Consider the following 21,880-nt stretch of genomic DNA (forward strand, 5'->3'; position numbering starts at 1 on the left):
GGGTTGCGCTCGTTCCAGGCGCGCATGCGGGGCGGGTAGCCGACGATCTGGACGTCGTAGACCGGCAGGCCGAGGTCGCGGGCCACCTTGCCGATGACCTTGGGGGAGCCGACACGGCGGCGGGTCCACTCGCCGTCGTGGGCGACGGCGACGGCGGTGGTGTCGGTGGCGAAGGTCTCCGGCTCGACGAAGAACTCGACGCCGCGGCGGGAGCGGGCGAAGGCGATCAGCGCCTCGATGTCGGCGTCGGTCGCCTCGCGGTCGAGTCTCGTCACCGTTTGTCCGCGGTTCTTGCGGATCCCGAATCGGTCCCGGAACCTCATCGCCCTGCCCCGTCGTCTGGTGGCCGCCCCGGAACCGCTCCGGGCCGGTTGTGATGTACGACGATAACGATGATCCGGCGTCCGCGGGTTCCCGACACAGCGGCGGGTTTCCGACACGGCGGCGTCGTCCGCGATGGGCGGGGGAGCGGGCCCTAGACTGGCGGCTCGGGGACTGTCAGCGGGGGTGTTGATGGACGGGCCGAACCTGGTCCGGCGAGGGGCGGCCGCGGTTCTCGCGGTCGCGGTCTGCGGAGGGCTCAGCACGCTGGGGCCGTCCGCCCGGCAGGTCGAGCTCGCCGCGGCGCAGCGGAACGGCCCTTCACCGCCCGAGACGCCCGCGCCGCCGCCCGCGCCGCCGCCTCCCGACTGCGCCCGCGCGAAGTGCGTGGCGCTGACGTTCGACGACGGGCCGGCGGCGAGCACGAGCGAGCTGCTGGACATCCTCGCCGCCCGCCGGGTGAAGGCCACGTTCTTCGTGATCGGGAAGAACGTCGCCGAGCATCCGGACCTCGTCCGGCGCGAGCGCGCGGCCGGGCACGAGATCGCCGACCACAGCTACACGCACGCGAACCTCGGGAGGGCGTCCAAGAAGAAGATCCGCTCCGAGCTGACCAGGACGCAGGACGCGATCCGGCGGGCGTCCGGGGTCACGCCGACGATGCTGCGCCCGCCGTACGGGTCGACGTCCAAGCGGCTGGCCGAGGTCACGCGGGAGATGGGCCTGGCGCAGGTGCTGTGGACCGTCGACCCGCAGGACTGGGACAGCCGCGACACCCAGGACGTGGAGCGCCGGGTCCTGGAGGCGGCGAAGCCGGGCTACATCGTGCTGATGCACGACATCCACCGGACGACCGTGCGGGCCGTCCCGAAGATCATCGACAGGCTGGCCGCGCAGGGATACGAGTTCGTGACGGTGTCGGAGCTCTTCGGCGGGCGGCTCACGCCTGGGAAGGAGTACGTCCAGCGGAATTCAGGGGAGCCTCAGGGTCTTCCCTGATGTCCCGGTGCCGCGCCGCCACCGACCATGAAAGGTATGGACAGCAGTTACGCGGTAGGGGATCTGAGGGTCTCGGACGCCGAACGGGAACCGGTCATCGAGCGCCTTCAGGACGCGTACGCCGAGGGGAGGCTCGACCACGACGAGTTCGACATGCGGATGCACCTGGCGATGACCGCCAAGACCCGGAACGACCTGGCCGCGGTGACCCGCGACCTGGTTCCCGCGCCCCGGCAGGCGCCCGGCCGGCCGGGGTACGGCGAGCCGCCCACGGGCGAGGACCGCATGCTCGCCGCCGCAGCGCACGCCATCTCGGTCCCGACGCTGTTCGTCGGGCCGCTGGTGCTGATGCTGCTGAGCGGCAAGCGGTCCGCGTACGTCCGGCAGCACGCGGTCCAGGCCGTGAACTTCCATCTGACGCTGCTGCTGCTCACGACCGTCACGTTCGGCGTCGGCGGCGTGGTGTACGCGGTGGCGTGGATCCTGTCGGCCGTCGCGGCGGTCTACGCCCTCGCCGGACGCCCGTTCCGCTACCGGTGGAGCCTGCGCCTCGTGAGGTAGCGTCATCCCCGGCACAGGCGTTCATGGTTTGTCGGTACGGGGCTTCGGGGAAAGGTTGACGTGGCCGCACTGTTGCGGTTCTGTCGCCTCCGGGAGATGAAACGACGCCGATGTATCCGCCTGTGGCTTTATTCCCCTTCCATCCTGTGACTCCCCCAACGTCCGAGTCATGTGGACCGTGCATGGGATGATCGATTAACTGTGTCCGGGAGGGGCAGATGACGGAGCTTGCGATCAAGGGTGACCACGAGCGGGCGGTGGAGGCGCTCAGGAGGTCCTACGAGGCGATCCCGGCCGGCACCCCGGTGCGGCTGGCGAAGCGGACCTCCAACCTGTTCCGCTGGCGCGACCCCTCGGACGCGCCCGGCCTGGACGTGTCCGGGTTCGACCGGGTCCTGAGCGTCGACCCCGACGCGCTGACCGCCCAGGTCCAGGGCATGACCACCTACGAGGACCTCGTCGACGCGACGCTGCCGTACGGGCTGATGCCGACGGTCGTCCCGCAGCTGAAGACGATCACGCTCGGCGGCGCGGTGACCGGGCTCGGCATCGAGTCGACGTCGTTCCGCGACGGGCTCCCGCACGAGGCCGTCCTGGAGATGGAAGTCCTCACCGGCGACGGGGAGATCGTCGTCGCGACGAAGGACAACGAGCACGCCGACCTGTTCTACGGCTTCCCCAACTCCTACGGGACGCTCGGCTACACGCTCCGCCTGAAGATCGAGCTCAGGCCCGTCAAACCGTACGTCCGGATGCGGCACCTGCGGTTCGACGACGCGGCCGAACTGTCGCGCGTGATGGGCGAGATCACCGAGACGGGAACGTTCGAAGACGAGTCCGTCGACTTCATGGACGGCACCGTCTTCGGCCCGGGCGAGCAGTACATCACGCTCGGATTCTTCGCCGACTCGGCCCCGTACACCTCCGGCTACACCGGCCAGAAGATCTACTACAAGTCGATCCGGGAACGGTCGGTCGACTTCCTGACCGTCCGCGACTACCTGTGGCGCTGGGACACCGACTGGTTCTGGTGCTCGGGCGCGTTCGGCGTCCAGAACCCGACCGTCCGGCGGCTGTGGCCCGACAAGTACAAGCGCTCCGACGTGTACCGCAAGCTCGTCGCCTACGACCGGCGGTACCACTTCGTCGCGCGGGCGGAGCGGTGGCGGGGGCTCCGGCCGCGCGAGGACGTCATCCAGGACATCGAGGTGCCGGTCGAGCGGCTGCCGGAGTTCCTGGAGTTCTTCCACGACAAGGTCGGCATGACCCCGGTCTGGGTGTGCCCGCTCCGCGCGAAGGAGCGGTGGCCGCTGTACCCGCTCGACGAGGGCCGGACGTACGTGAACGTCGGCTTCTGGGGGACGGTCCGGCTCCCGCCGGGGCAGATCCCCGAGTACCACAACCGGCTCATCGAGCGCAGGGTCGCCGCCCTTGACGGCCACAAGTCCCTCTACTCGACTGCTTTTTACAGCAGGGACGAGTTCTGGCGGTACTACGACGGGGAGACCTACCGGCGGCTCAAGGGGACCTACGACCCCGGCGAGCGGCTGCTGGACCTCTACGACAAGTGCGTACGCGGGCGCTGACCAGGCGTCCGCATCGGGGGAGGGCCCCGGCGGGGACGGCGGCGTTCGCCGCCCTGACCGGGGCGAAGAGACAGGAGGGATCACCATGACGCTGGCCAGGGTCTTCGAGCGACTCGCCGGGGCTGAGGCGCCAGTGGAGTTCACGGCGTACGACGGTTCGCGGGCCGGGGTGCCCGGCGCGGACATCCGGGTCGACGTCCGCTCGCCGTACGCGGTGTCGTACCTGCTGCACTCGCCGGGGGCGCTGGGCCTCGCCCGCGCCTACGTCACCGGAATGCTCGACATCCACGGCGACATGATCGCGGCGCTGACGACGATGCAGCAGGTGATGGGCGAGGTGACGGCCCGCGACAAGGCGCGGATCGTCGGCGCGGTCCTGGGCGACCCGCTGCTGCGCGGCGCGATGACGCGCCGGCTGGACCCGCCGCCGCAGGAGGCGCCGTTCAGCCGGATCCCGTCGTGGCTGCGGCACTCCAAGAAGCGCGACGCGAGGGCCATCTCGCACCACTACGACGTTTCCAACACGTTCTACGAATGGGTGCTCGGCCCGTCCATGGCCTACACGTGCGCGTGCTACCCCCGAGAGGACGCGACGCTTGAAGAGGCCCAGTTCAACAAGCACGACCTCGTCGCGAAGAAGCTCGCGCTGAAGCCGGGCATGCGGCTGCTGGACGTCGGCTGCGGCTGGGGCGGCATGGTCATGCACGCCGCGAAGGAGTACGGCGTCAAGGCGCTCGGCGTCACGCTGTCGAAGCAGCAGGCCGAGTGGGCGCAGAAGGCCATCGCCGACCGCGGCCTGTCCGACCTGGCCGAGGTCCGCCACCTGGACTACCGGGACGTGACCGAGACCGGCTTCGACGCGGTCAGCTCCATCGGCCTCACCGAGCACATCGGGAAGAAGAACCTGCCGTCCTACTTCTCGTTCCTGTACGGGAAGCTGCGCAAGGGCGGGCGGATGCTCAACCACACCATCACCCGTCCGGACAACCTCGCGCCGCCGCGCAAGGAGAACGGGTTCATCAACCGGTACGTGTTCCCGGACGGCGAGCTGGAGGGCCCCGGCTACATCCAGATGCAGATGAACGACGCCGGTTTCGAGATCCGCCACCAGGAGAACCTGCGCGAGCACTACGCCCGCACGCTGACCGGCTGGTGCGAGAACCTCGACGACCACTGGGACGAGGCAGTCGCCGAGGTCGGCGAGGGCACCGCCCGCGTGTGGCGCGTGTACATGGCGGGCTGCGTGCTCGGCTTCAACCAGAACTGGATCCAGCTACACCAGACCCTAGGCGTGAAACTCGGAGACCACGGCACCTCCCACATGCCCCTACGCCCCGACTGGGGCTCGTAACCCCACACCCCAAACCGGGAGGGGACTAAGGGCACGCCGCGACTGGGGTCCGTGAGGGCGCGCCCCTGCTGGAGTTTGCCCATCGCACGGGTGCGGGCGCGCCCGCCTAGGTTCGTGAGGGTGCGCCCCGACTGGGTTCGTGCGTCCCACCGGGAACTCGTGAGGGCGCGCCCGCGATTGGGGCGCACCGGCGCGCTGGCGAGCTCGCTAGGCCAGCCAGTGGAGGATGTGGTTGTTCACGGCGGCGGGGCGGTCCAGCTGGAGGAAGTGTCCGGCTCCTGGTACCAGTGCGGCGCGGGAGCCGGTGGGTAGGGCCGCCTGGACGCCGCTGAGGTCGCCGCCGGGCGCGACCGTGTCCGCGCCCACGCAGCCGTCTTCGGAACCATGCAGGTAGAGGACGGGAACCTCGCCCGGCTCGGAGACGGCCTGCTGCTCCGCGGCGTAGCGGTCGGAGTGCCGCGACGGGTCGAACATCGCCCGGTAGTAGCCGAGCACGGCGGTGACGTTCTCCGGCGTGGCCAGGCACTCCATGACGCGGTCGACGTTATCCACAATCTCGCTTTCGCTGGACGGGGACCAGTCGCGCCAGAGACCCTCGATGAAGGCACGTCCCAGGACCGCCTCGGCGAGAGGAGTCTGGAACACGAACATGTAGAACGAGCGCTTGAGCTGCGCGTACTCGAAGAACGCACCGGTCATCACCGGAAGGGGCGGGACGGACATGGCGACGGCCTTGCGCCACCGTCCGGGGGCGATGCTCGCCGCGCCGTAGGCGGCGAAGGCGCCCCAGTCGTGCCCGATGACGACGGCGTCGGGGCCACCGCCGAGGGCCTCGTGCAGGGCGACGGCGTCGGCGGCCAGGGCGCCGGTCTGGTAGGCACCGTCCTCCGGGACGGACGTCGGCGCATAGCCGCGCATGAACGGGGCCACGGCGCGGTATCCGGCGCTGGCCAGTTCCGGCATGAGGTGCCGCCAGGTGTGCGCCGAGTCGGGGAAGCCGTGCAGGAGCAGCGCCAGCGGGCCCTCCGCCGGGCCTGCCGTGAGGTACCCGAAGTCCAGCCCGTTCGCCGTGACCGACCCGGCCGTGATGTCGCCCATGTTTCCTCCTAGAAACCGTCCGGTACGCTACCCCGCCGCTCTGGGCACCACGGCAGCCCACGAGGGTGCGGGCGGGCCCTGGGCGTGGGGAATGTGAGGCGGGTCACGCCGGGGAGCGAGGTGCGCGGGTCGCTTTACTTTTGAGAGGCTGCGTGTAAACCGAATCACGATCGGAAGCGATGAGGTGGTGGGCAGGTGCTCAGCGTCAACGACATCGACCTGACCGACTGGGAGTTCTGGCGGCGTCCGCACGAGCACCGGCGTGAGGCGTTCAAGACCTTGCGGCGGCATCCGGAGTTAGTGCGGTTCGAGGAACCCGACGTCGTCTTCGTGCCGCAGGGCCCCGGGTACTACGCCGTGACCCGGTACGCCGACGTCGTCGAGGCGTCCCGCCGGCCGGAGGACTTCTGCTCCGGCAAGGGCGCCACCAGCATCTGGGACATGCCCGGCGACCTGCACGAGTACTTCGGCTCGATGATCAGCATGGACGATCCCCGGCACGCCAAGATCAGGCGGATCGTGTCCCGGGCGTTCTCCCCGCGCATGATCCAGCGGTTCGAGGACCAGGTCGAGGCCGTCGCCGCCCAGATCATCGAGAACGTGACGGCGGGCGGCGGCACCGGCGACTTCGTCGCGGACATCGCGGCCCGGCTCCCGTTGAAGATCATCTGCGACATGATGGGCATCGCCGAGGAGCACTACGGGACGGTCTTCGACGCCACCAACGTCATCCTCGCCGGCAACGACACCGAGTACCTCCCGTCCGAGGACCCCGAAGAGATCGCGATGGCGCTGCTCCACGCGGGCGAGACCCTCAAGAACCTGGTCGAGGATCTCGGACGGCAGCGCCGCAAGGACCCGACCGACGATCTGGTCTCGGCGCTCGTCAACGCCAACATCGACGGCGAGTCCCTGACCGACCAGGAGCTCGGCTCGTTCTTCATCCTGCTGGTCGTCGCCGGCAACGAGACCACCCGCAACGCGATCGCGCACGGCCTCGACCTGTTCACCCGCGACCCCGCCCAGCGGGCCCTCCTCACCGAGGACTTCGACGCCCGCGCCCCCGGCGCCGTCGAGGAGCTCGTCCGGTACGTGTCGCCCGTCATCTGGATGCGGCGCACCGCCACCCGCGACACCATGCTCAACGAGCACGAGATCAAGGAGGGCGAGAAGCTGCTCCTGTACTACTGGTCGGCCAACCGCGACGAGTCCGTGTTCACCGACCCCGAGGAGTTCGACATCCTCCGCGATCCGAACCCGCACATCGGGTTCGGCGGGCCCGGTCCGCACTTCTGCCTCGGCGCGCACCTGGCCAGGCGCGAGATCACGGTGCTGTTCCGCGAGCTGCTGCGCCGGACGCCCGGCATCCGCTCGTCCGGCGAGCCCGACTACCTGGAATCGCACTTCATCAACGGCATCAAGCACATGCCGTACACGTTCTGACGGGCGACCGGCCGGCGAGGGCCGGGCGGCGAGGGCCGGGCGGCGGGGCCGCCCGGCCGGGCGGGTCAGCGCAGTTCGCGCTTGAGGATCTTGCCGGTGGCGGTCATGGGCAGCTCGTCCCGGAACTCGACGATCCGCGGGTACTTGTAGGCGGCGAACTGCTCCTTGCCCCACTCGACCAGCTCGTCCTCGGTGACGGAGGCGTCCGGCGTCCGGATCACGTACGCCTTGATCTCCTCGCCGTGCGACGGGTGCTCGACGCCCACCACCGCGGCGAGCGACACGTCCGGGTGCGTCATCAGGACCTCTTCGATCTCCCGCGGGTACACGTTGTACCCGCCGCGGATGATCATGTCCTTGGAGCGGTCGATGATGTAGTAGTAGCCCTCGTCGTCGCGGCGGGCCACGTCGCCGGTGCGGAACCAGCCGTCCTGGATCGCGGCGGCGGTCGCGTCGGGGCGGCCGTAGTAGCCCTTCATGATGTTGTGCCCGCGGATGGCGATCTCCCCGGGCCCCTCGCCCTCGATCACCTTCCACTCGTCGTCGATCAGCTTCATCTCGACGCCCCACACCGGCAGGCCGATCGAACCGGGCTTGGTCGGTCGGTCCGGCCGGTTGAACGACGCCACCGGCGACGTCTCCGACAGCCCGTACCCCTCCAGGATGTCCACGTCGAACTTCTGCTTGATCCCCTTGAGGACTTCCATGGGCAGCGCCGAGCCGCCCGATACCGCGACCCGCAGGTTCTCCCGGATCGTCGCGATGTCCTCCTCGGACGTGTCGTCGGTCAGCAGCCCCCAGTACATCGTCGGGACGCCCGCGAAGATGTTCACCTTCTCCTTGACCATCAGCTCGACGGCCTGCTTGGCGTCGAACCTGGCCTGCATGACGAGCGTCGCGCGGCGGTAGAACCCGACGTTCATCACGCACGTCTGCCCGAAGATGTGGAACAGCGGCAGCGTCACGAGGGACGTGTCGTGCAGCGTCCGGTAGAAGAGCGTGTCGTCCACCATGGCGTTCGCCAGCAGGTTGCTGTGCGTGAGCTCGGCGCCCTTCGGCTGGCCGGTGGTCCCGCTGGTGTAGATGATGACGGCCGTGTCGTTCGGCTCGGTCTGCTCCGTCTCGAACGTGCTCGGCTGCCCGCCGAGCGCCGCCCAGAACAGCTCCGCACCCTCGATGGGCGACTCGGCCGCCGCCGGGTCCACCGGGAGCAGGAAGAGGTGCTCGCAGTTCGGCGCCTGCTCGAACCCGGCGTGCCCCATCTGGCCGAGCGGCAGCTCCGGCGTCCCCTCGAAGCAGAACAGCGCCTTCGCGTCGGAGTCTTCCAGGTGGTAGGCGACCTCCCGCGGCTTGAGCAGGACGTTCAGCGGGACGACCACCGCGCCGGCCTTGAGCGCCCCGAAGTACACCATCGGGAAGTACGGGAGGTTCGGGCAGGACAGGGCCACCTTGTCGCCCGGCCGGACGCCGCGCGACCGCAGCAGGTTCGCGACCTGGTTCGCGACCGAGTCGATGAACGAGTACGAGAGCCGGATGTCGCCGAACACGACCGCGTCGCGGTCGGGCGTCTCCCTGGCGGCGTCCTCCAGCAGCACGGACAGGTTGAGCATGGCACTCCTCGCGCGGAATGGTGACCGGCCGGTTAGTTACCGGCGAGTGTACGAACCGTTCCGCACATCCTGCTGCATTTGCGTCCGCCCGCGCCATCCCCTGCGCTGCGGAAATACGAGAAAGGCCCGGGAAAGCGGACCTGGGTGACCAAGGACGCGCCGAGCGTTGCGGGCCGGAGAGGTGAGCGAGCCCCGGCAAAGAGGAAAGCCTGAGAAAAGTGGGACGGGCCGGGCGCCGGGAGGGCCGCGGAGAAGAGAGCATCCGAGGATGCGGACGGTCCAAGGAAGGGGAGCCGCTCGCGGGCGAGGGAGGCTCGGGAGAAAGAAGGAGGGACCGGGCGGGAGCGCGGTCCCGCCCGGTCCCTCAGGTGCGGGCGACGGAGAGCGACGCGGCCCGCGGAGGGTGGTCTGTTAGCCGAAGTCCACGTCCGAGCACTGGTAGAAGGCGTTACCGGTGTCGGCGATGTCCCAGACGGCGAGGATCAGGTGCCTGCCCTGCTTGGCGGGCAGTACGGCCTGGTGGGAGACGGTCCTCGGCGGGAGCCGGCCACCGCCGCTGACGTTCACGAGCGGCTCGGGTTCAAGGGCCGCGCGGGTGAGCGGCTGCGTGGGGTCCCAGCCGTCCTTGGTGATGTAGTAGTGCCACGAGGTGGTGGCGTGGGGGACGCTGTGGCGCCAGGTGAACGTGAACGACTGGCCGCTGGTGAGCTTGGTCGCGGGCCATTGGCCGCCGCGCGGCTGGTCCAGCTCGCTGAAGCGGCCGACACCGCCGGCGCAGATCGTGCCGTCGCGGGGGCCGCGCGCGGGGAACCCCTTGGGGCCCTCGACGCTCATCGGCTCCCACTGGATCTGCCCGCAGTTCTTCGCGGCACCCTGCTGGCAGAACAGCGCGCGGCTGGTGGGGGAGGTGGTGTATCCGTGGGAGGCCGCCGGTGCGGCGGTCAGCACGGTGATTCCGGCGGACGCGACGGCTGCGAGGGCGAGCGTCCGTTTCCGGGGAGGACGGAGCTTGGCGGGCATACTCGGTCTCCTGGCGGGGGTGGAGGCGACCTGGATCGGAGCGGTAGCCACGGGGCGGACGGATGGGGGTGGACGGCGGACTGACGGACGGTGTTACGGTGGGAGACGGAAGGTGTTCTTATAGGAAACCTTCCTATTAGATCGAGGATGATGGATGGACGCCCGCCGCGTCAACCCCCCGAATTTTCACGGTCCCAAATGCCGTCCAGACCGCTCAGAAGTCTCACCACATCCCGGCCCCCGCACCGTTACGATGTGCGGCTTCACCGAGAAAGGCGGGCGATCTTGATCATCTTCGGCTGGCGGGTGGTGTTCTTCACCCTGACCAGGGGAATCTTCCACTGCCCCGACTGCGGCGGCGACCGCGACTACCGGCGCAGGCAGGGACGCAACTTCTTCACCCTCTTCTTCATCCCCGTCATCCCGCTGACGAAGACGGGCGGCGAGTTCGTCGAGTGCGACACCTGCCACGGGCGCTGGAACCCGGGCGTCCTCGACGTGCCGACCACCGCGCAGCTCGCGCAGATGCCGGCGATGCTCCTGCGCATGGCGATCGCCCAGGTCCTGCGCTCGGGCGACTACACAAACGCGGCCGCCCGCTCGCGCGCCGTCGCCGTCGTCCGGCAGGCGGGCGAGCCCGCCTACGAGGAGGCCGCCCTGAACGCCGACCTCGGCCGCCCGTTCGAGGAGGTCCGCGTCGAGATGGGCCGCGCCGCCTCGGCCCTCGCGCCCGAGGCCCGCGAGAGCATCCTGCGCGCCGCCGCCGAGATCGCCCTGGTGGACGGACCGCTCAGCGTGTCCGAGGAGGAGACCCTGTCCGCCGTCGGCGCCGACCTGCAGCTCACCCGCGTCCAGGTGACCGGCGTCATCTCCCTCGCGCGCCAGGAGTCCGGCCACTGAGGAGCAGCCCTGCGGCCTCCCAGCCCGGCGGTCCCCGCCGTTCCGCCGGGCGCGCCGTGTTCCGCGGCCGCGCCGATAACGCCCGCGGGCGGGCTTGCGGTTGCGCTACCCTTTGATGTATGTCGGCACGGCTGCTCCTTGAACGACCACGTTGACGGACTGACGTCAACGTGGTGGCCCCTCCTGCGCGAGGGGTCGTTTCATGTCGGAGCACAGCCCACGACCATCTGCAGCCAGCGATACGAGCAAGAAACCGGAGTCTGGAAGCGTGAGCAGCGACGAGCACTATGACCCGCGGGCGGTTCAGGACAAGTGGCAGGCCCGCTGGGCGGAGCTCGAACCGTTCGCGGCCGACGAGAAGGACGACGCCCGCGAGCGCCGCTACGCGCTGGACATGTTCCCCTACCCCAGCGGTGACCTGCACATGGGGCACGCGGAGGCGTTCGCCATCGGGGACGTCCCCGCCCGGTACTGGTTCCAGCGCGGCTTCAACGTCCTGCACCCCATCGGCTGGGACTCCTTCGGCCTGCCCGCCGAGAACGCCGCCATCAAGCGCGACTCGCACCCCGCCGAATGGACGTACGCCAACATCGACACGCAGGCGTCGTCGTTCCAGCGCTACGCTCCCTCGTTCGACTGGACGCGGCGGCTGCACACCTCCGACCCCGAGTACTACCGGTGGACGCAGTGGCTGTTCCTGCGCTTCTACGACCGGGGCCTGGCCTACCGCAAGGGCGGCCACGTCAACTGGTGCCCGAAGGACCAGACCGTCCTGGCCAACGAGCAGGTCGTCGGCGGGCACTGCGAGCGCTGCGGGGCGCTGGTCGAGAAGCGCGTCCTGACCCAGTGGTACTTCAAGATCACCGACTACGCGGACCGGCTGCTGGACGACATGGAGCAGCTGGAGGGCAAGTGGCCCGAGCGCGTCCTGCTGATGCAGCGCAACTGGATCGGCCGCTCCACCGGCGCCGACGTCGCCTTCGCCATCGAGGGGCGCGACGAGCCCGTCGCGGTCTACACCACCCGGCCCGACACCCTGTTCGGCGCGACGTTCATGGTCGTCGCCGCCGACGCCGCGCTGGCCGACGAGATCTGCGCGCCCGACCAGCGCGCCGCGTTCGAGGCGTACCGCGAGGAGGTCTCCCGGGAGAGCGAGATCGAGCGGCTGTCCGCCGAGCGGGAGAAGACCGGCGTGTTCCTGGGCCGCTACGCGATCAACCCGGTCAACGGCGAGCGGCTGCCGATCTGGGCGTCCGACTACGTGCTGGCCGAATACGGCCACGGCGCGATCATGGCGGTCCCGGCGCACGACCAGCGCGACCTGGACTTCGCGCTGAAGTTCGGCCTGCCCGTGCGGGTCGTCGTCCGGACCGGCCTGCCCGACCCGGCCGAGACCGGCATCGCCACGCCCGGCGACGGCGAGATCGTCAACTCCGGGCCGATCGACGGGCTGACGAAGGCCGACGCGATCGCCCGCATCATCGAGATCCTGGAGGAGCGCGGCACCGGCCGCGCGGCGGTGAACTTCCGGCTGCGCGACTGGCTGGTGTCCCGGCAGCGGTTCTGGGGCTGCCCGATCCCGATCGTCCACTGCGAGGCGTGCGGCGAGGTCCCCGTCCCGGACGACCAGCTGCCGGTGACGCTGCCCGAGGGGCTGCGCGGCGCCGACCTGGCCCCGAAGGGCACCTCACCGCTGGCCGCCGCGTCCGACTGGGTGAACGTCGAGTGCCCCAAGTGCGGCGGCCCGGCCAAGCGCGACACCGACACCATGGACACGTTCGTCGACTCGTCCTGGTACTTCTTCCGCTACTGCTCGCCCGGCTACGAGGAGGGCCCGTTCGACGTCGAGCAGGTCCGCCGGTGGATGCCCGTCGACCAGTACACCGGCGGCGTCGAGCACGCCATCCTGCACCTGCTGTACAGCCGGTTCTTCACCAAGGTGCTGTACGACATGGGCATGGTGGAGTTCACCGAGCCGTTCCGGCGGCTGCTGAACCAGGGCCAGGTGATCAACGAGGGCAAGGCGATGTCGAAGACGCTGGGCAACGGCGTCGACCTGGGCGAGCAGATCGCCGAGTTCGGGGTGGACGTCATCCGGCTGGCGATCCTGTTCTCCGGCCCGCCGGAGGACGACATCGACTGGGCGGACGTGTCCGCGCACGGCATGTCGAAGTTCCTGTCCCGCGTGCACCGCATCGCCTCCGAGGTCACGTCCGCGCCCGGCGTGGACGTCACGTCCGGTGACCCGGCCCTGCGCCGCGCCACCGCCCGGACGGTCCACGAGGCCACCACGCTGATCGAGACGCAGCGGTTCAACGTGGCGATCGCGCGGATCATGGAGCTGGTCACCGCGACCCGCAAGGCCATCGACTCGGGTCCCGGTGCCGCCGACCCCGCCGTCCGCGAGGCGGCCGAGGCCATGACGGTGCTGCTGTCGCTGTTCGCGCCCTACACCGCCGAGGAGACGTGGGAGCTGCTGGGACGGACCGCGCCGGTCATCCGGGCGGGCTGGCCGTCCGCCGACCCCGCCCTGCTGGTGGAGGAGTCGGTGACGTGCGTCGTCCAGGTCGCCGGCAAGGTCCGCGACCGCCTGGAGGTGGCGCCGGGCATCGCCGAGGCCGACCTGGAGCGGCTGGCGCTGGCGTCCACGAAGATCCAGGACGCCCTGGCCGGCGCCGAGATCACCAAGATCATCGTCCGCGCCCCGAAGATCGTCAATATCGTCCCGAAGCGCTGACCACCCCGCCCGCCGGGCCCGCAACCACCGGGCCTGGCGGACGACCCAGCGACGGGGTGTCTCCCGACGCGGGCGCACGGTCGTCCATCTCGCCCGTCCGGGGTGCAAGCGATGCCGCGCTGGCTGGCGCCCTCGCTCAGACACGAGCCGCCACACAAGCGCCGTGACGGCACTCTGAGAAACGCTCCTAAGGCATGGCCCGACCACCGCCCAGGCCCTCGGGGATCTCCACCGCGCCCGTCGCCCGGACAGCGACACGCCAAGCCCGGCGGCCCGGGCAGTGCTGCGCCGACCCCAGAGCAGCAGCGACCTGCTAGGCCCGTCGACCCGAGCGGTGACGCGCTGAACCCAGGCAGCAAGGCGCTGGTTCCGTGGCAGCGACGCGCCAAGCCCGCGGCCCGGCCAGTGCTGTGCTGGGCCCAGGGCAGCAGTGACCTGCTAAGTCCCGGCGGCGCGGGCGGTGATGTGCTGAGTCCGGGCAGTTAGGCGCTGGGTCCGTGGCGGTGACGTGCTTGCCCAAGGTAGGGACGTGCTGGGCCCTAGTGCCCAGGGCAGTGACCTGCTAGGCCCCGGCGGTCCGGGCAGTTAGGCGCTGGGTCCGTGGCGGTGACGTGCTTGCCCAAGGTAGGGGCGCGCTGGGCCCCAATGCCCAGGACAGTGACGTGCTTGGCCTCGGTGGCCCGGGCGTTGGTTTTGCCCGTGCTCGGGGTGGCGCCCGGCTTCTGTGGGCGCGCGGCCCCGAGGGTGCGGGGCCGCGCGTGGTCACATCTTGCGGAGGACGGCGACGACGCGGCCGAGGACCGTCGCCTCGTCGCCCGGGATCGGCTCGTACGCGGGGTTCTGCGGCATCAGCCAGATGTGGCCGTCCTCCCGGCGCTTGAACGTCTTCACCGTCGCCTCGTTGTCGATCATGGCGGCCACGATGTCGCCCTGCTCGGCCACCGGCTGCTGCCGGACGACGACCCAGTCACCGTCCGCGATCGCGGCGTCGATCATCGAGTCACCGGTGACCTTCAGCAGGAAGTGCGTGCCCTCGCCGACGAGCTGCTTCGGCAGGGTGAACACGTCCTCCACGGCCTCCTCGGCGAGGATCGGCCCACCGGCGGCGATCCGCCCGACCAGCGGCACGTAGGCGGGGGCGGGCTGCGCCGACGAGGGCTGCCCTCCGGCCGCCTCGTAGGCCTCCTCGTCCGTCCGCACGGGCGTGGCGCCGGGGACCCGGACCTCGACCGCGCGCGGCCGGTTGGGGTCGCGGCGCAGGAAACCCTTGCGCTGCAGCGCCCGGAGCTGGTGCGACACGCTGGAGGTGCTGGTCAGGCCCACGGCCTCGCCGATCTCACGCATCGAGGGCGGGTACCCACGGCGCTGGACCGAGTCGCGGATCACCTCCAGCACCATGCGCTGCCGTTGCGTCAGCCCCGTCTCGTCCATGGGGCCGTCTGGCAGCTCCCGGACCTTGCTCATCGCTCGTCGCCTCCCGGCGCCTCGATCGGTCACTCCTTGTCATGGAACCTATCGCGTCGGAGCCCAATGATCAAACAATTGTTCGAAGTGGTGCTCGCTTTTTGTCGGCGCCTCCTGGTAGAACATCGTACAGGCGTTCGATCGAAAATGCATTCGACATCGAGGAGGGGAGAGATGTCGGGTTCACCCCAGAGTGACCGTGTCCCGATCCGCCTGACCCGCCGCGGGCGCGCCGTCCTGGTCCTGTTCGCCGCGACCGTCACGCTCATCGGGCTGTGGCTGACCGTGGGGCCCGGCGCCCTGGCCGGAGGCGGCGAAACCCGTACCGATCCATCCAAGCCAGCCAGAACGGTCGTCGTCGAGCGCGGCGACACCCTCTGGAACATCGCCGCGGACGCCGACCCGGGGAGCGACCCGCGCGTCGTCGTCCAGCGCATCATCGACCTCAACGGCCTGGGCGGTGACCCAACCGTCCAGCCGGGGCAAGAGCTCCGCCTTCCCGCTCCCTGAGCCGCCGTTCGTCCCGCGCGCAGGGCGCGCCCTGTTCTCTGGCGCCCTCCGTGGGGCCCGGAGCGCCGAAACGTGCGTCGGGTGGCACCGTTCCCGGCCCTGCAGGGGCCCGATATGGGAGGCGATGTGGCGTTCTGTCACCGGCTGCGACCCCGGGTGACGACACGCCCGGGCGGAAAACGTGGCGGACCAACCTGACCTCGACGTATGCGCCGGATGTGATCCACGAGGCGTGAGATCAGGTTGCGTACGCCTGCGGCGAGTCGTACCGTTGGACCACAACATCTAGTAGTCACACCGATGTACTTCACCCATATATGGAACTATGCAGCGGTGTGAAGCGTTAACGTCAGGGGAGGGAACAAACGTGCACTGCCCGTTCTGCCGCAACCCTGACACCAAAGTGATCGACAGCCGTTCGACCGACGACGGGGGCGCCATTCGACGCCGCCGCTCGTGCGCCGAATGCGGCCGGCGATTCACGACACAGGAGAATGTGCTCGTCATGGTGGCCAAGCGCAGCGGCGTCACCGAGCCGTTCTCCCGGGAAAAGATCATCGCCGGGGTGCGCAGGGCCTGCCAGGGCCGTCCGGTCGACGAGGATGCGCTCGCGAAGCTGGGTCAGCGGGTCGAAGAGGAGATCAGATCCTCCGGCTCCGCGGAAATCCCCTCGCACGAGATCGGCCTCGCGATCCTGGGGCCGCTCGGCGAGCTCGATGAAGTCGCCTATCTGCGATTCGCCTCGGTCTACCGGAGCTTCGAGTCGCTGGACGACTTCGCCAAGGAGATCGAAACACTGCGGAAGGCCGGCTTCTCGGGGGAGTCGGGCCCGTCGCGGTAAGGCGGGCTCCCGAAACACATCAGCACATGTAAGAGCGTCTCCGCGCGGGGCATGGCCCCGTGCGGTGGCGGGTTGTTCCTGAACAGGGCCCGGCGGGTGGGCCCGAGAGGGGGAAGGTCATGACGGAGACGGTGAGCGGCTCGGCGGCACGGCGCGGCAAGGGGAGCCGCAAGGGGCTGAAGGTCGAGCGCATTTTCACCACGCCCGGCGTGCATCCATACGATGAGCTGCGCTGGGAACGTCGTGACGTCGTCATGACCAACTGGCGCGACGGCTCGGTCAACTTCGAGCAGCGGGGCGTCGAGTTCCCCGACTTCTGGTCGCTGAACGCCGTCAACATCGTCACGTCCAAGTACTTCCGCGGAGCGGTCGGCACGCCGCAGCGCGAATGGAGCCTGAAGCAGCTCGTCGACCGTGTCGTCCGCATGTACGTGGACACGGCCCTCAAGGAGGGCTATTTCGCCACCGAGCAGGACGCCGAGGTCTTCGACCACGAACTGAAGTACGCGCTCGTCCACCAGCTCTTCAGCTTCAACTCCCCGGTGTGGTTCAACGTCGGCACGAAGTCCCCGCAGCAGGTTTCGGCGTGTTTCATCCTGTCGGTGGACGACACGATGGAGTCGATCCTCGACTGGTACAAGGAAGAGGGCGTCATCTTCAAGGGCGGCTCCGGCGCCGGCCTGAACCTGTCGCGCATCCGCTCCAGCAAGGAGCTGCTGTCGTCCGGCGGCACGGCCAGCGGCCCCGTCTCGTTCATGCGCGGCGCCGACGCCTCCGCCGGAACGATCAAGTCGGGCGGCGCGACGCGACGCGCCGCGAAGATGGTCGTGCTGGACGTCGACCACCCCGACATCGAGGAGTTCATCGAGACGAAGGCGCGCGAGGAGGACAAGATCCGCGCGCTCCGGGACGCCGGGTTCGACATGGACCTCGGCGGCAAGGACATCGGCAGCGTCCAGTACCAGAACGCCAACAACTCCGTCCGGGTCTCGGACGAGTTCATGCACGCCGTCGAGTCGGACGGCGAGTTCGGCCTGCGCGCCCGGATGACCGGCGAGGTCGTCGACACCGTCAAGGCCAAGGACCTGTTCCGGCTGATGGCGAAGGCCGCGTGGGAGTGCGCCGACCCGGGCATCCAGTACGACGACACGATCAACGACTGGCACACCAACCCCGAGACCGGCCGCATCACCGCGTCCAACCCGTGCAGCGAGTACATGAGCCTGGACAACTCGTCCTGCAACCTCGCCAGCATCAACCTGCTGAAGTTCCTCACCGACGCGGGGACGTTCGACGTCCAGAGGTTCGTCAAGCTCACCGAGCTGATCATCACGGCGATGGACGTGTCGATCACGTTCGCCGACTTCCCGACCGAGAAGATCGCGGAGACGACCCGCGACTACCGGCAGCTCGGCATCGGCTACGCCAACCTCGGCGCGCTGCTGATGGCGTCCGGGCACGCCTACGACTCCGAGGGCGGACGGTCGCTCGCCGCGGCGATCACGTCGCTGATGACGGGCGTCGCCTACCGCCGGTCCGCGGAGATGGCCGCCGTCGTCGGCCCGTACGCGGGCTACGCGCGCAACGCCGAGGGGCACAAGCGCGTCATGCGCAAGCACGCCGCCGCCAACGACGGCATCCGCACGCTGGACGCGATCGACAAGGAGATCCACGCCGCCGCCGCCAAGCAGTGGCAGGAGTGCCTGAAGCTCGGCGAGAAGCACGGCTACCGCAACGCCCAGTCCTCGCTGCTCGCGCCCACCGGGACGATCGGGCTGATGATGGACTGCGACACCACCGGCATCGAGCCGGACCTCGCGCTGATGAAGTTCAAGAAGCTCGTCGGCGGCGGGTCCATGCAGATCGTCAACCACACGGTGCCGCGCGCGCTGGAGAAGCTCGGCTACCAGCAGGAGCAGATCGAGGCGATCGTCGAGTACATCGCCGAGCACGGCCACGTCGTGGACGCCCCCGGCCTGCGCACCGAGCACTACGAGGTGTTCGACTGCGCGATGGGCGAGCGCGCGATCAGCCCGATGGGGCACGTCCGGATGATGGCGGCCGTCCAGCCGTTCCTGTCCGGCGCGATCTCCAAGACCGTGAACATGCCGGAGCAGGCCACGATCGAGGACATCGAGAAGGTGTACTTCGAGGGGTGGCGGCTCGGCCTGAAGGCCCTGGCGATCTACCGCGACAACTGCAAGGTGGGCCAGCCGCTGTCGGCGGCCGGGAAGAAGGAGGCGGCCAAGGAGGCTACGGCCGAGGCCGCCGGGCCGACGCGTCCGGTCCGCAGGCGGCTGCCGAAGCAGCGGCCCGCGACCGTCACGCGCTTCTCCGTCGCGGGCGCCGAGGGGTACATGACCGCGTCGTCCTACCCGGACGACGGTGTCGGCGAGGTGTTCCTCAAGCTCGGCAAGCAGGGCTCGACGCTCGCCGGCGTGATGGACGCCTTCTCCATGGCGATCTCCATCAGCCTGCAGTACGGCGTTCCGCTGGAGACGTGGGTGGAGAAGTTCACCAACATGCGGTTCGAGCCCGCCGGGATGACCGACGACCCCGACATCCGCATGGCCACCTCGGTGATGGACTACATCTTCCGCCGCCTGGCGCTGGACCACCTGCCCTACGAGGAGCGGGCGGGTCTCGGCATCCTGACGGCGGGGGAGCGGGCCATGCAGGCGAACGGGGAGGACCCCGCCGCCCTGCACTCCGAGGACGAGGTCGACCACGAGTCCCTGGCCCAGTCCGCCGCGATCGCCCGGCCCGCGCCCGCGGCGTCGGCGCCGGTGGCTGAGGCGCGCTCGTCGATGGAGGTCATCGAGTCCCGCCAGGGCCGGACGGCGGACGCGCCGCTCTGCCTCACCTGCGGGACGAAGATGCGCCCGGCGGGCAGCTGCTACGTCTGCGAGGGCTGCGGCTCCACCAGCGGCTGCAGCTAGCCCGGCGGCGGATGGCCCGCCGTCCCCGTTGAACCGGTCCCCCGCTCGCCGCGCACCCGGCGGGCGGGGGATTCGTTCGTGCCCGTCAGGCCGGACTGCTCGCGCTCGTCAGGCCGACTCGTTCGTGCTCGTCAGGATGGGGCGTTCGTGGTCGACTCGTCAGGCCGGGTCCTCGGGCTTGTCCTCGGCGGCCGGGGCGGTCGCGGGCTCGGTCTGCCGGGTGCCGCGTGCGCGGTGGCGGCGCGCCGCCTTGCGGGGGCCCGCGACGAGCAGGTCGTCCTCGGACTCCTCGGGGGCGGCGGGCGGTTCCGTCGGCTCGGCGGGTTGCGACTTCTTCGTCGATCGCCGGGCGCGGTGCTTCCTGTGAGGCTTCGTGCCGGTCTCGGTCTCGGTCTGGGGCTCTGCCTGGCGGAGCGATTTCACGAAGCTCGCCGCGTCGTCCTCGTCGTCGTCGGAACGGCGCAGCCGTTTCGTCGCGATCCACTGGTCGAGGGTCAACCGGCCGCCGGCGCCCGCGGCGAACAGCAGGCTCGCCATCCCGAGGACGAGGACGAGTTCGTAACCGTTCTCGACCCGCGTGCCGTCCACGATGAACAGGCCCTGGTCCGCGTGGACGAACAGGAACGCGCCCGCCATGTCCGCGAACAGCAGCAGGCCGGTGACCGGCAGGGCGAGCCCGGCGATCAGCGCGGCGCCGCCGAGGAGCTCGGCGAAGGCGGCGTAGACGGCGGCGGCCGTCGGGAGCGGGACGCCGAGGTCGTCGAACGTGCGGCCGGTCGCGGTGATGCCCGCCTCGATCTTCTGCCAGCCGTGCGCGATGAACACGAGGCCCACGCCGAGCCGCGCGAGGGCCGCCACGACGTCGTACATCGGTCGAGAACGCATGCCGTCGCTCCTTGGGTGCGGTGAGGCCCGGTTCGATCGGAGAGTATGACGGCCTTCGTGCGGATTCGGCGACCAGCGCAGGTGGGAGTGGGTGCCACGCGTCCCAGGGGCGCTGCCTCAGCGTTCGGTCGCGGCGGCTCGGGCGAGCGCCTTAGTGACGGCTTTCGTGGTGTGTTCGATGACGTCGACGCCGTCCTGCATCGTGGGATTGCGTTCGGAGAGGGCGGCGATCAGGTAGCGGTGGCCGGAGTCGCGGACGATGCCGATGCTGTTGACCGTCCAGCGGCCGCCGTGGACGTCGCGGGGCAGCCAGCCGTTCTTGACCTCGGCCTCGGTGCCCGCGGCGCTCACGCCCCACGCCTGGTCCGGTGCGACGTCGCGCATCAGGTGACGGACGTAGCGGCGGGCGCCGGGGCCGAGGGGGCTTTCCGGCGAGATGAGCGCGGTCAGCAGCCGGATCTGATCGGCGGCGGACGTGGTCGTCGAACCCCAGGCGCCGCCCGGGCCCGGGTCGGTGTCGCGAAGGCCCAGCTTCTCGTTGGCGGCCGCGAGTCCGGTGGCGCCGCCGATGGCGTGCCAGAGCGCGGTGGCGGCGCCATTGTCGCTCAGCGTGATCGCGCGTTCCGCCAAGCCCTTCTCGGTGGACGTGAGAGGACGATTCCGGCGCTGCGCCTTGAGCAGCAGCGACATGACGATGTCGACTTTGACGATGCTCGCCGTCGCCGTTCGCACGCCCTTGCCGTAGGAGTACGAAAGGCCGGTGGACAGGTCGCGTACCGAAAGCGACAGGCTTCCCGGCCGATCGTCGAGGTAGTCGCGAAGGGATTGCGTGAGCGCTTCGCGTTGCGTGGTGGTGAACGCGGGCGGGGGTGTGAACGTGGGCGTGGGCTTCTGCCGCGGAATGGGCGTCGTCGCCGTAATCGGAGGGATCCGCGGCGGCGGGACGGCGGCGGGCTCGTACACGAATGTCGAAGGACCGGCCACGAGAACGGCGGTCGCCGCGAGCAGGGCGGCGGCAAGGAGCCATGCGCGCCTGACGGCGGAGAGCCGTGCCGGTCTCGTGACGGCGGCCAAGAGCCTGGCGGGTCTCATGGGCGTCGCCGTGGGGCCTCGGACTGCATGATCGCGAGTGTCGTGAGAGCGCCGTTACCTTGGTGTTAGCCCCTTGCCGCCTGCGATGAGAGTGAGCCGAGTGAAGAAGCACCAGTACGAGGTGTCGGTGACCTGGACCGGCAACACCGGGACGGGGACGAGTTCCTACCGTGCCTACGAGCGGGCCCATGAGATACGGGCGGACGGCAAGCCGCCGATCGCGGGCAGCGCCGATCCGAGTTTCCGCGGCGACGCCGCCCGGTGGAATCCGGAGGAACTGCTCGTCGCGTCCCTCTCGGAATGCCACATGCTGTGGTTCCTCCATTTGTGCGCGGTCGAGAAGATCGTGGTCACCGCGTACAAGGACAGCCCGCTCGGCACGATGGCCGAAACTCCGGACGGCGGCGGGCTCGTACACGAATGTCGAAGGACCGGCCACGAGAACGGCGGTCGCCGCGAGCAGGGCGGCGGCAAGGAGCCATGCGCGCCTGACGGCGGAGAGCCGTGCCGGTCTCGTGACGGC

General features: G+C 69.9%; 17 protein-coding genes and 1 pseudogene. 11 read left to right on the plus strand and 7 right to left on the minus strand.

Annotated elements, in window-relative coordinates; all coding sequences use genetic code 11:
• Positions 1 to 323: hypothetical protein (locus tag E1264_RS22240; RefSeq protein ID WP_132176548.1), on the minus strand; the 323-nt coding region annotated here is incomplete at its 3' end.
• Positions 324 to 513: 190 nt separating this feature from the next.
• On the opposite strand from E1264_RS22240, the gene E1264_RS22245 reads away from it, so the two are divergent.
• The 4 genes from E1264_RS22245 to E1264_RS22260 all read left to right on the plus strand — a co-directional run bounded on the left by E1264_RS22245 (position 514) and on the right by E1264_RS22260 (position 4,818).
• Positions 514 to 1,320: a polysaccharide deacetylase family protein gene (locus E1264_RS22245; RefSeq protein ID WP_165964307.1), complete on the plus strand. Its 807-nt coding sequence runs from the start codon at positions 514 to 516 to the stop codon at positions 1,318 to 1,320.
• Between the two features lie 36 nt (positions 1,321 to 1,356).
• The gene (locus E1264_RS22250; protein ID WP_132176552.1) at positions 1,357 to 1,881 is read left to right on the plus strand and encodes a DUF1707 and DUF4870 domain-containing protein; all 525 of its coding nucleotides are present in this window, start codon (positions 1,357 to 1,359) and stop codon (positions 1,879 to 1,881) included.
• Between the two features lie 218 nt (positions 1,882 to 2,099).
• Complete coding sequence (locus E1264_RS22255) at positions 2,100 to 3,467, plus strand: FAD-binding oxidoreductase (RefSeq protein WP_132176554.1); 1,368 nt, start codon at positions 2,100 to 2,102, stop codon at positions 3,465 to 3,467.
• Positions 3,468 to 3,552: 85 nt separating this feature from the next.
• Entirely contained in the window at positions 3,553 to 4,818 is a 1,266-nt protein-coding gene (locus tag E1264_RS22260; RefSeq protein ID WP_132176556.1) for a class I SAM-dependent methyltransferase, read from the plus strand.
• 207 nt (positions 4,819 to 5,025) lie between these two features.
• Here E1264_RS22260 and E1264_RS22265 read toward each other — a convergent pair whose 3' ends face one another.
• On the minus strand, positions 5,026 to 5,916 hold the full coding sequence (locus E1264_RS22265) for an alpha/beta hydrolase (RefSeq protein ID WP_132176558.1): 891 nt from the start codon (positions 5,914 to 5,916) through the stop codon (positions 5,026 to 5,028).
• Positions 5,917 to 6,111: 195 nt separating this feature from the next.
• On the opposite strand from E1264_RS22265, the gene E1264_RS22270 reads away from it, so the two are divergent.
• The gene (locus tag E1264_RS22270; RefSeq protein WP_132176560.1) at positions 6,112 to 7,359 is read left to right on the plus strand and encodes a cytochrome P450; all 1,248 of its coding nucleotides are present in this window, start codon (positions 6,112 to 6,114) and stop codon (positions 7,357 to 7,359) included.
• A 65-nt stretch (positions 7,360 to 7,424) separates the two neighbouring features.
• Here the strand turns inward: E1264_RS22270 and E1264_RS22275 are convergent, their stop codons facing one another.
• Both E1264_RS22275 and E1264_RS22280 read right to left on the minus strand, forming a co-directional pair.
• Positions 7,425 to 8,969 carry a long-chain fatty acid--CoA ligase gene (locus E1264_RS22275; RefSeq protein WP_132176562.1) on the minus strand — a complete coding sequence of 515 codons (1,545 nt, stop codon included), beginning with the start codon at positions 8,967 to 8,969 and terminating at the stop codon, positions 7,425 to 7,427.
• Between the two features lie 411 nt (positions 8,970 to 9,380).
• On the minus strand, positions 9,381 to 9,989 hold the full coding sequence (locus E1264_RS22280; protein ID WP_132176564.1) for a lytic polysaccharide monooxygenase: 609 nt from the start codon (positions 9,987 to 9,989) through the stop codon (positions 9,381 to 9,383).
• A 285-nt stretch (positions 9,990 to 10,274) separates the two neighbouring features.
• Between E1264_RS22280 and E1264_RS22285 the strand changes: the two genes are divergently transcribed.
• Together E1264_RS22285 and leuS are read left to right on the plus strand one after the other, a co-directional pair.
• The gene (locus tag E1264_RS22285; protein WP_132176566.1) at positions 10,275 to 10,889 is read left to right on the plus strand and encodes a TerB family tellurite resistance protein; all 615 of its coding nucleotides are present in this window, start codon (positions 10,275 to 10,277) and stop codon (positions 10,887 to 10,889) included.
• A 202-nt stretch (positions 10,890 to 11,091) separates the two neighbouring features.
• On the plus strand, positions 11,092 to 13,626 hold the full coding sequence (gene leuS, locus E1264_RS22290; RefSeq protein WP_132176568.1) for a leucine--tRNA ligase: 2,535 nt from the start codon (positions 11,092 to 11,094) through the stop codon (positions 13,624 to 13,626).
• A gap of 762 nt (positions 13,627 to 14,388) precedes the next feature.
• Here leuS and lexA read toward each other — a convergent pair.
• Entirely contained in the window at positions 14,389 to 15,090 is a 702-nt protein-coding gene (gene lexA, locus E1264_RS22295) for a transcriptional repressor LexA (RefSeq protein ID WP_132176570.1), read from the minus strand.
• A 174-nt stretch (positions 15,091 to 15,264) separates the two neighbouring features.
• On the opposite strand from lexA, the gene E1264_RS22300 reads away from it, so the two are divergent.
• The 3 genes from E1264_RS22300 (at position 15,265) to E1264_RS22310 (ending at position 19,380) form a co-directional block, all read left to right on the plus strand.
• Positions 15,265 to 15,600, plus strand: a complete 336-nt coding sequence (locus tag E1264_RS22300; protein WP_243711089.1) for a LysM domain-containing protein — start codon at positions 15,265 to 15,267, stop codon at positions 15,598 to 15,600.
• A 367-nt stretch (positions 15,601 to 15,967) separates the two neighbouring features.
• Positions 15,968 to 16,441 (plus strand): transcriptional regulator NrdR, encoded by a 474-nt coding sequence (gene nrdR / locus E1264_RS22305; RefSeq protein WP_132176574.1) that lies wholly within the window; start codon positions 15,968 to 15,970, stop codon positions 16,439 to 16,441.
• A gap of 119 nt (positions 16,442 to 16,560) precedes the next feature.
• Positions 16,561 to 19,380 (plus strand): vitamin B12-dependent ribonucleotide reductase, encoded by a 2,820-nt coding sequence (locus E1264_RS22310; protein ID WP_132176576.1) that lies wholly within the window; start codon positions 16,561 to 16,563, stop codon positions 19,378 to 19,380.
• Positions 19,381 to 19,539: 159 nt separating this feature from the next.
• Here E1264_RS22310 and E1264_RS22315 read toward each other — a convergent pair whose 3' ends face one another.
• Both E1264_RS22315 and E1264_RS22320 read right to left on the minus strand, forming a co-directional pair.
• Entirely contained in the window at positions 19,540 to 20,265 is a 726-nt protein-coding gene (locus tag E1264_RS22315; RefSeq protein WP_132176578.1) for a DoxX family protein, read from the minus strand.
• 117 nt (positions 20,266 to 20,382) lie between these two features.
• Positions 20,383 to 21,357 (minus strand): serine hydrolase, encoded by a 975-nt coding sequence (locus E1264_RS22320; protein ID WP_132176580.1) that lies wholly within the window; start codon positions 21,355 to 21,357, stop codon positions 20,383 to 20,385.
• A gap of 100 nt (positions 21,358 to 21,457) precedes the next feature.
• On the opposite strand from E1264_RS22320, the pseudogene E1264_RS44705 reads away from it, so the two are divergent.
• A pseudogene (locus E1264_RS44705) lies at positions 21,458 to 21,880 on the plus strand (hypothetical protein); the annotation flags it as partial.

This window comes from Actinomadura sp. KC216 (genome assembly GCF_004348535.1).
Lineage (GTDB): Bacteria > Actinomycetota > Actinomycetes > Streptosporangiales > Streptosporangiaceae > Spirillospora.

Coding starts and splice junctions, on each gene's coding strand:
- E1264_RS22245 (WP_165964307.1), top strand. CDS start 514: ATGGACGGGCCGAACCTGGTCCGGCGAGGGGCGGCCGCGGTTCTCGCG.
- E1264_RS22250 (WP_132176552.1), top strand. CDS start 1,357: ATGGACAGCAGTTACGCGGTAGGGGATCTGAGGGTCTCGGACGCCGAA.
- E1264_RS22255 (WP_132176554.1), top strand. CDS start 2,100: ATGACGGAGCTTGCGATCAAGGGTGACCACGAGCGGGCGGTGGAGGCG.
- E1264_RS22260 (WP_132176556.1), top strand. CDS start 3,553: ATGACGCTGGCCAGGGTCTTCGAGCGACTCGCCGGGGCTGAGGCGCCA.
- E1264_RS22265 (WP_132176558.1), bottom strand. CDS start 5,916: ATGGGCGACATCACGGCCGGGTCGGTCACGGCGAACGGGCTGGACTTC.
- E1264_RS22275 (WP_132176562.1), bottom strand. CDS start 8,969: ATGCTCAACCTGTCCGTGCTGCTGGAGGACGCCGCCAGGGAGACGCCC.
- E1264_RS22280 (WP_132176564.1), bottom strand. CDS start 9,989: ATGCCCGCCAAGCTCCGTCCTCCCCGGAAACGGACGCTCGCCCTCGCA.
- leuS (WP_132176568.1), top strand. CDS start 11,092: ATGTCGGAGCACAGCCCACGACCATCTGCAGCCAGCGATACGAGCAAG.
- lexA (WP_132176570.1), bottom strand. CDS start 15,090: ATGAGCAAGGTCCGGGAGCTGCCAGACGGCCCCATGGACGAGACGGGG.
- E1264_RS22300 (WP_243711089.1), top strand. CDS start 15,265: ATGTCGGGTTCACCCCAGAGTGACCGTGTCCCGATCCGCCTGACCCGC.
- E1264_RS22310 (WP_132176576.1), top strand. CDS start 16,561: ATGACGGAGACGGTGAGCGGCTCGGCGGCACGGCGCGGCAAGGGGAGC.
- E1264_RS22315 (WP_132176578.1), bottom strand. CDS start 20,265: ATGCGTTCTCGACCGATGTACGACGTCGTGGCGGCCCTCGCGCGGCTC.
- E1264_RS22320 (WP_132176580.1), bottom strand. CDS start 21,357: ATGAGACCCGCCAGGCTCTTGGCCGCCGTCACGAGACCGGCACGGCTC.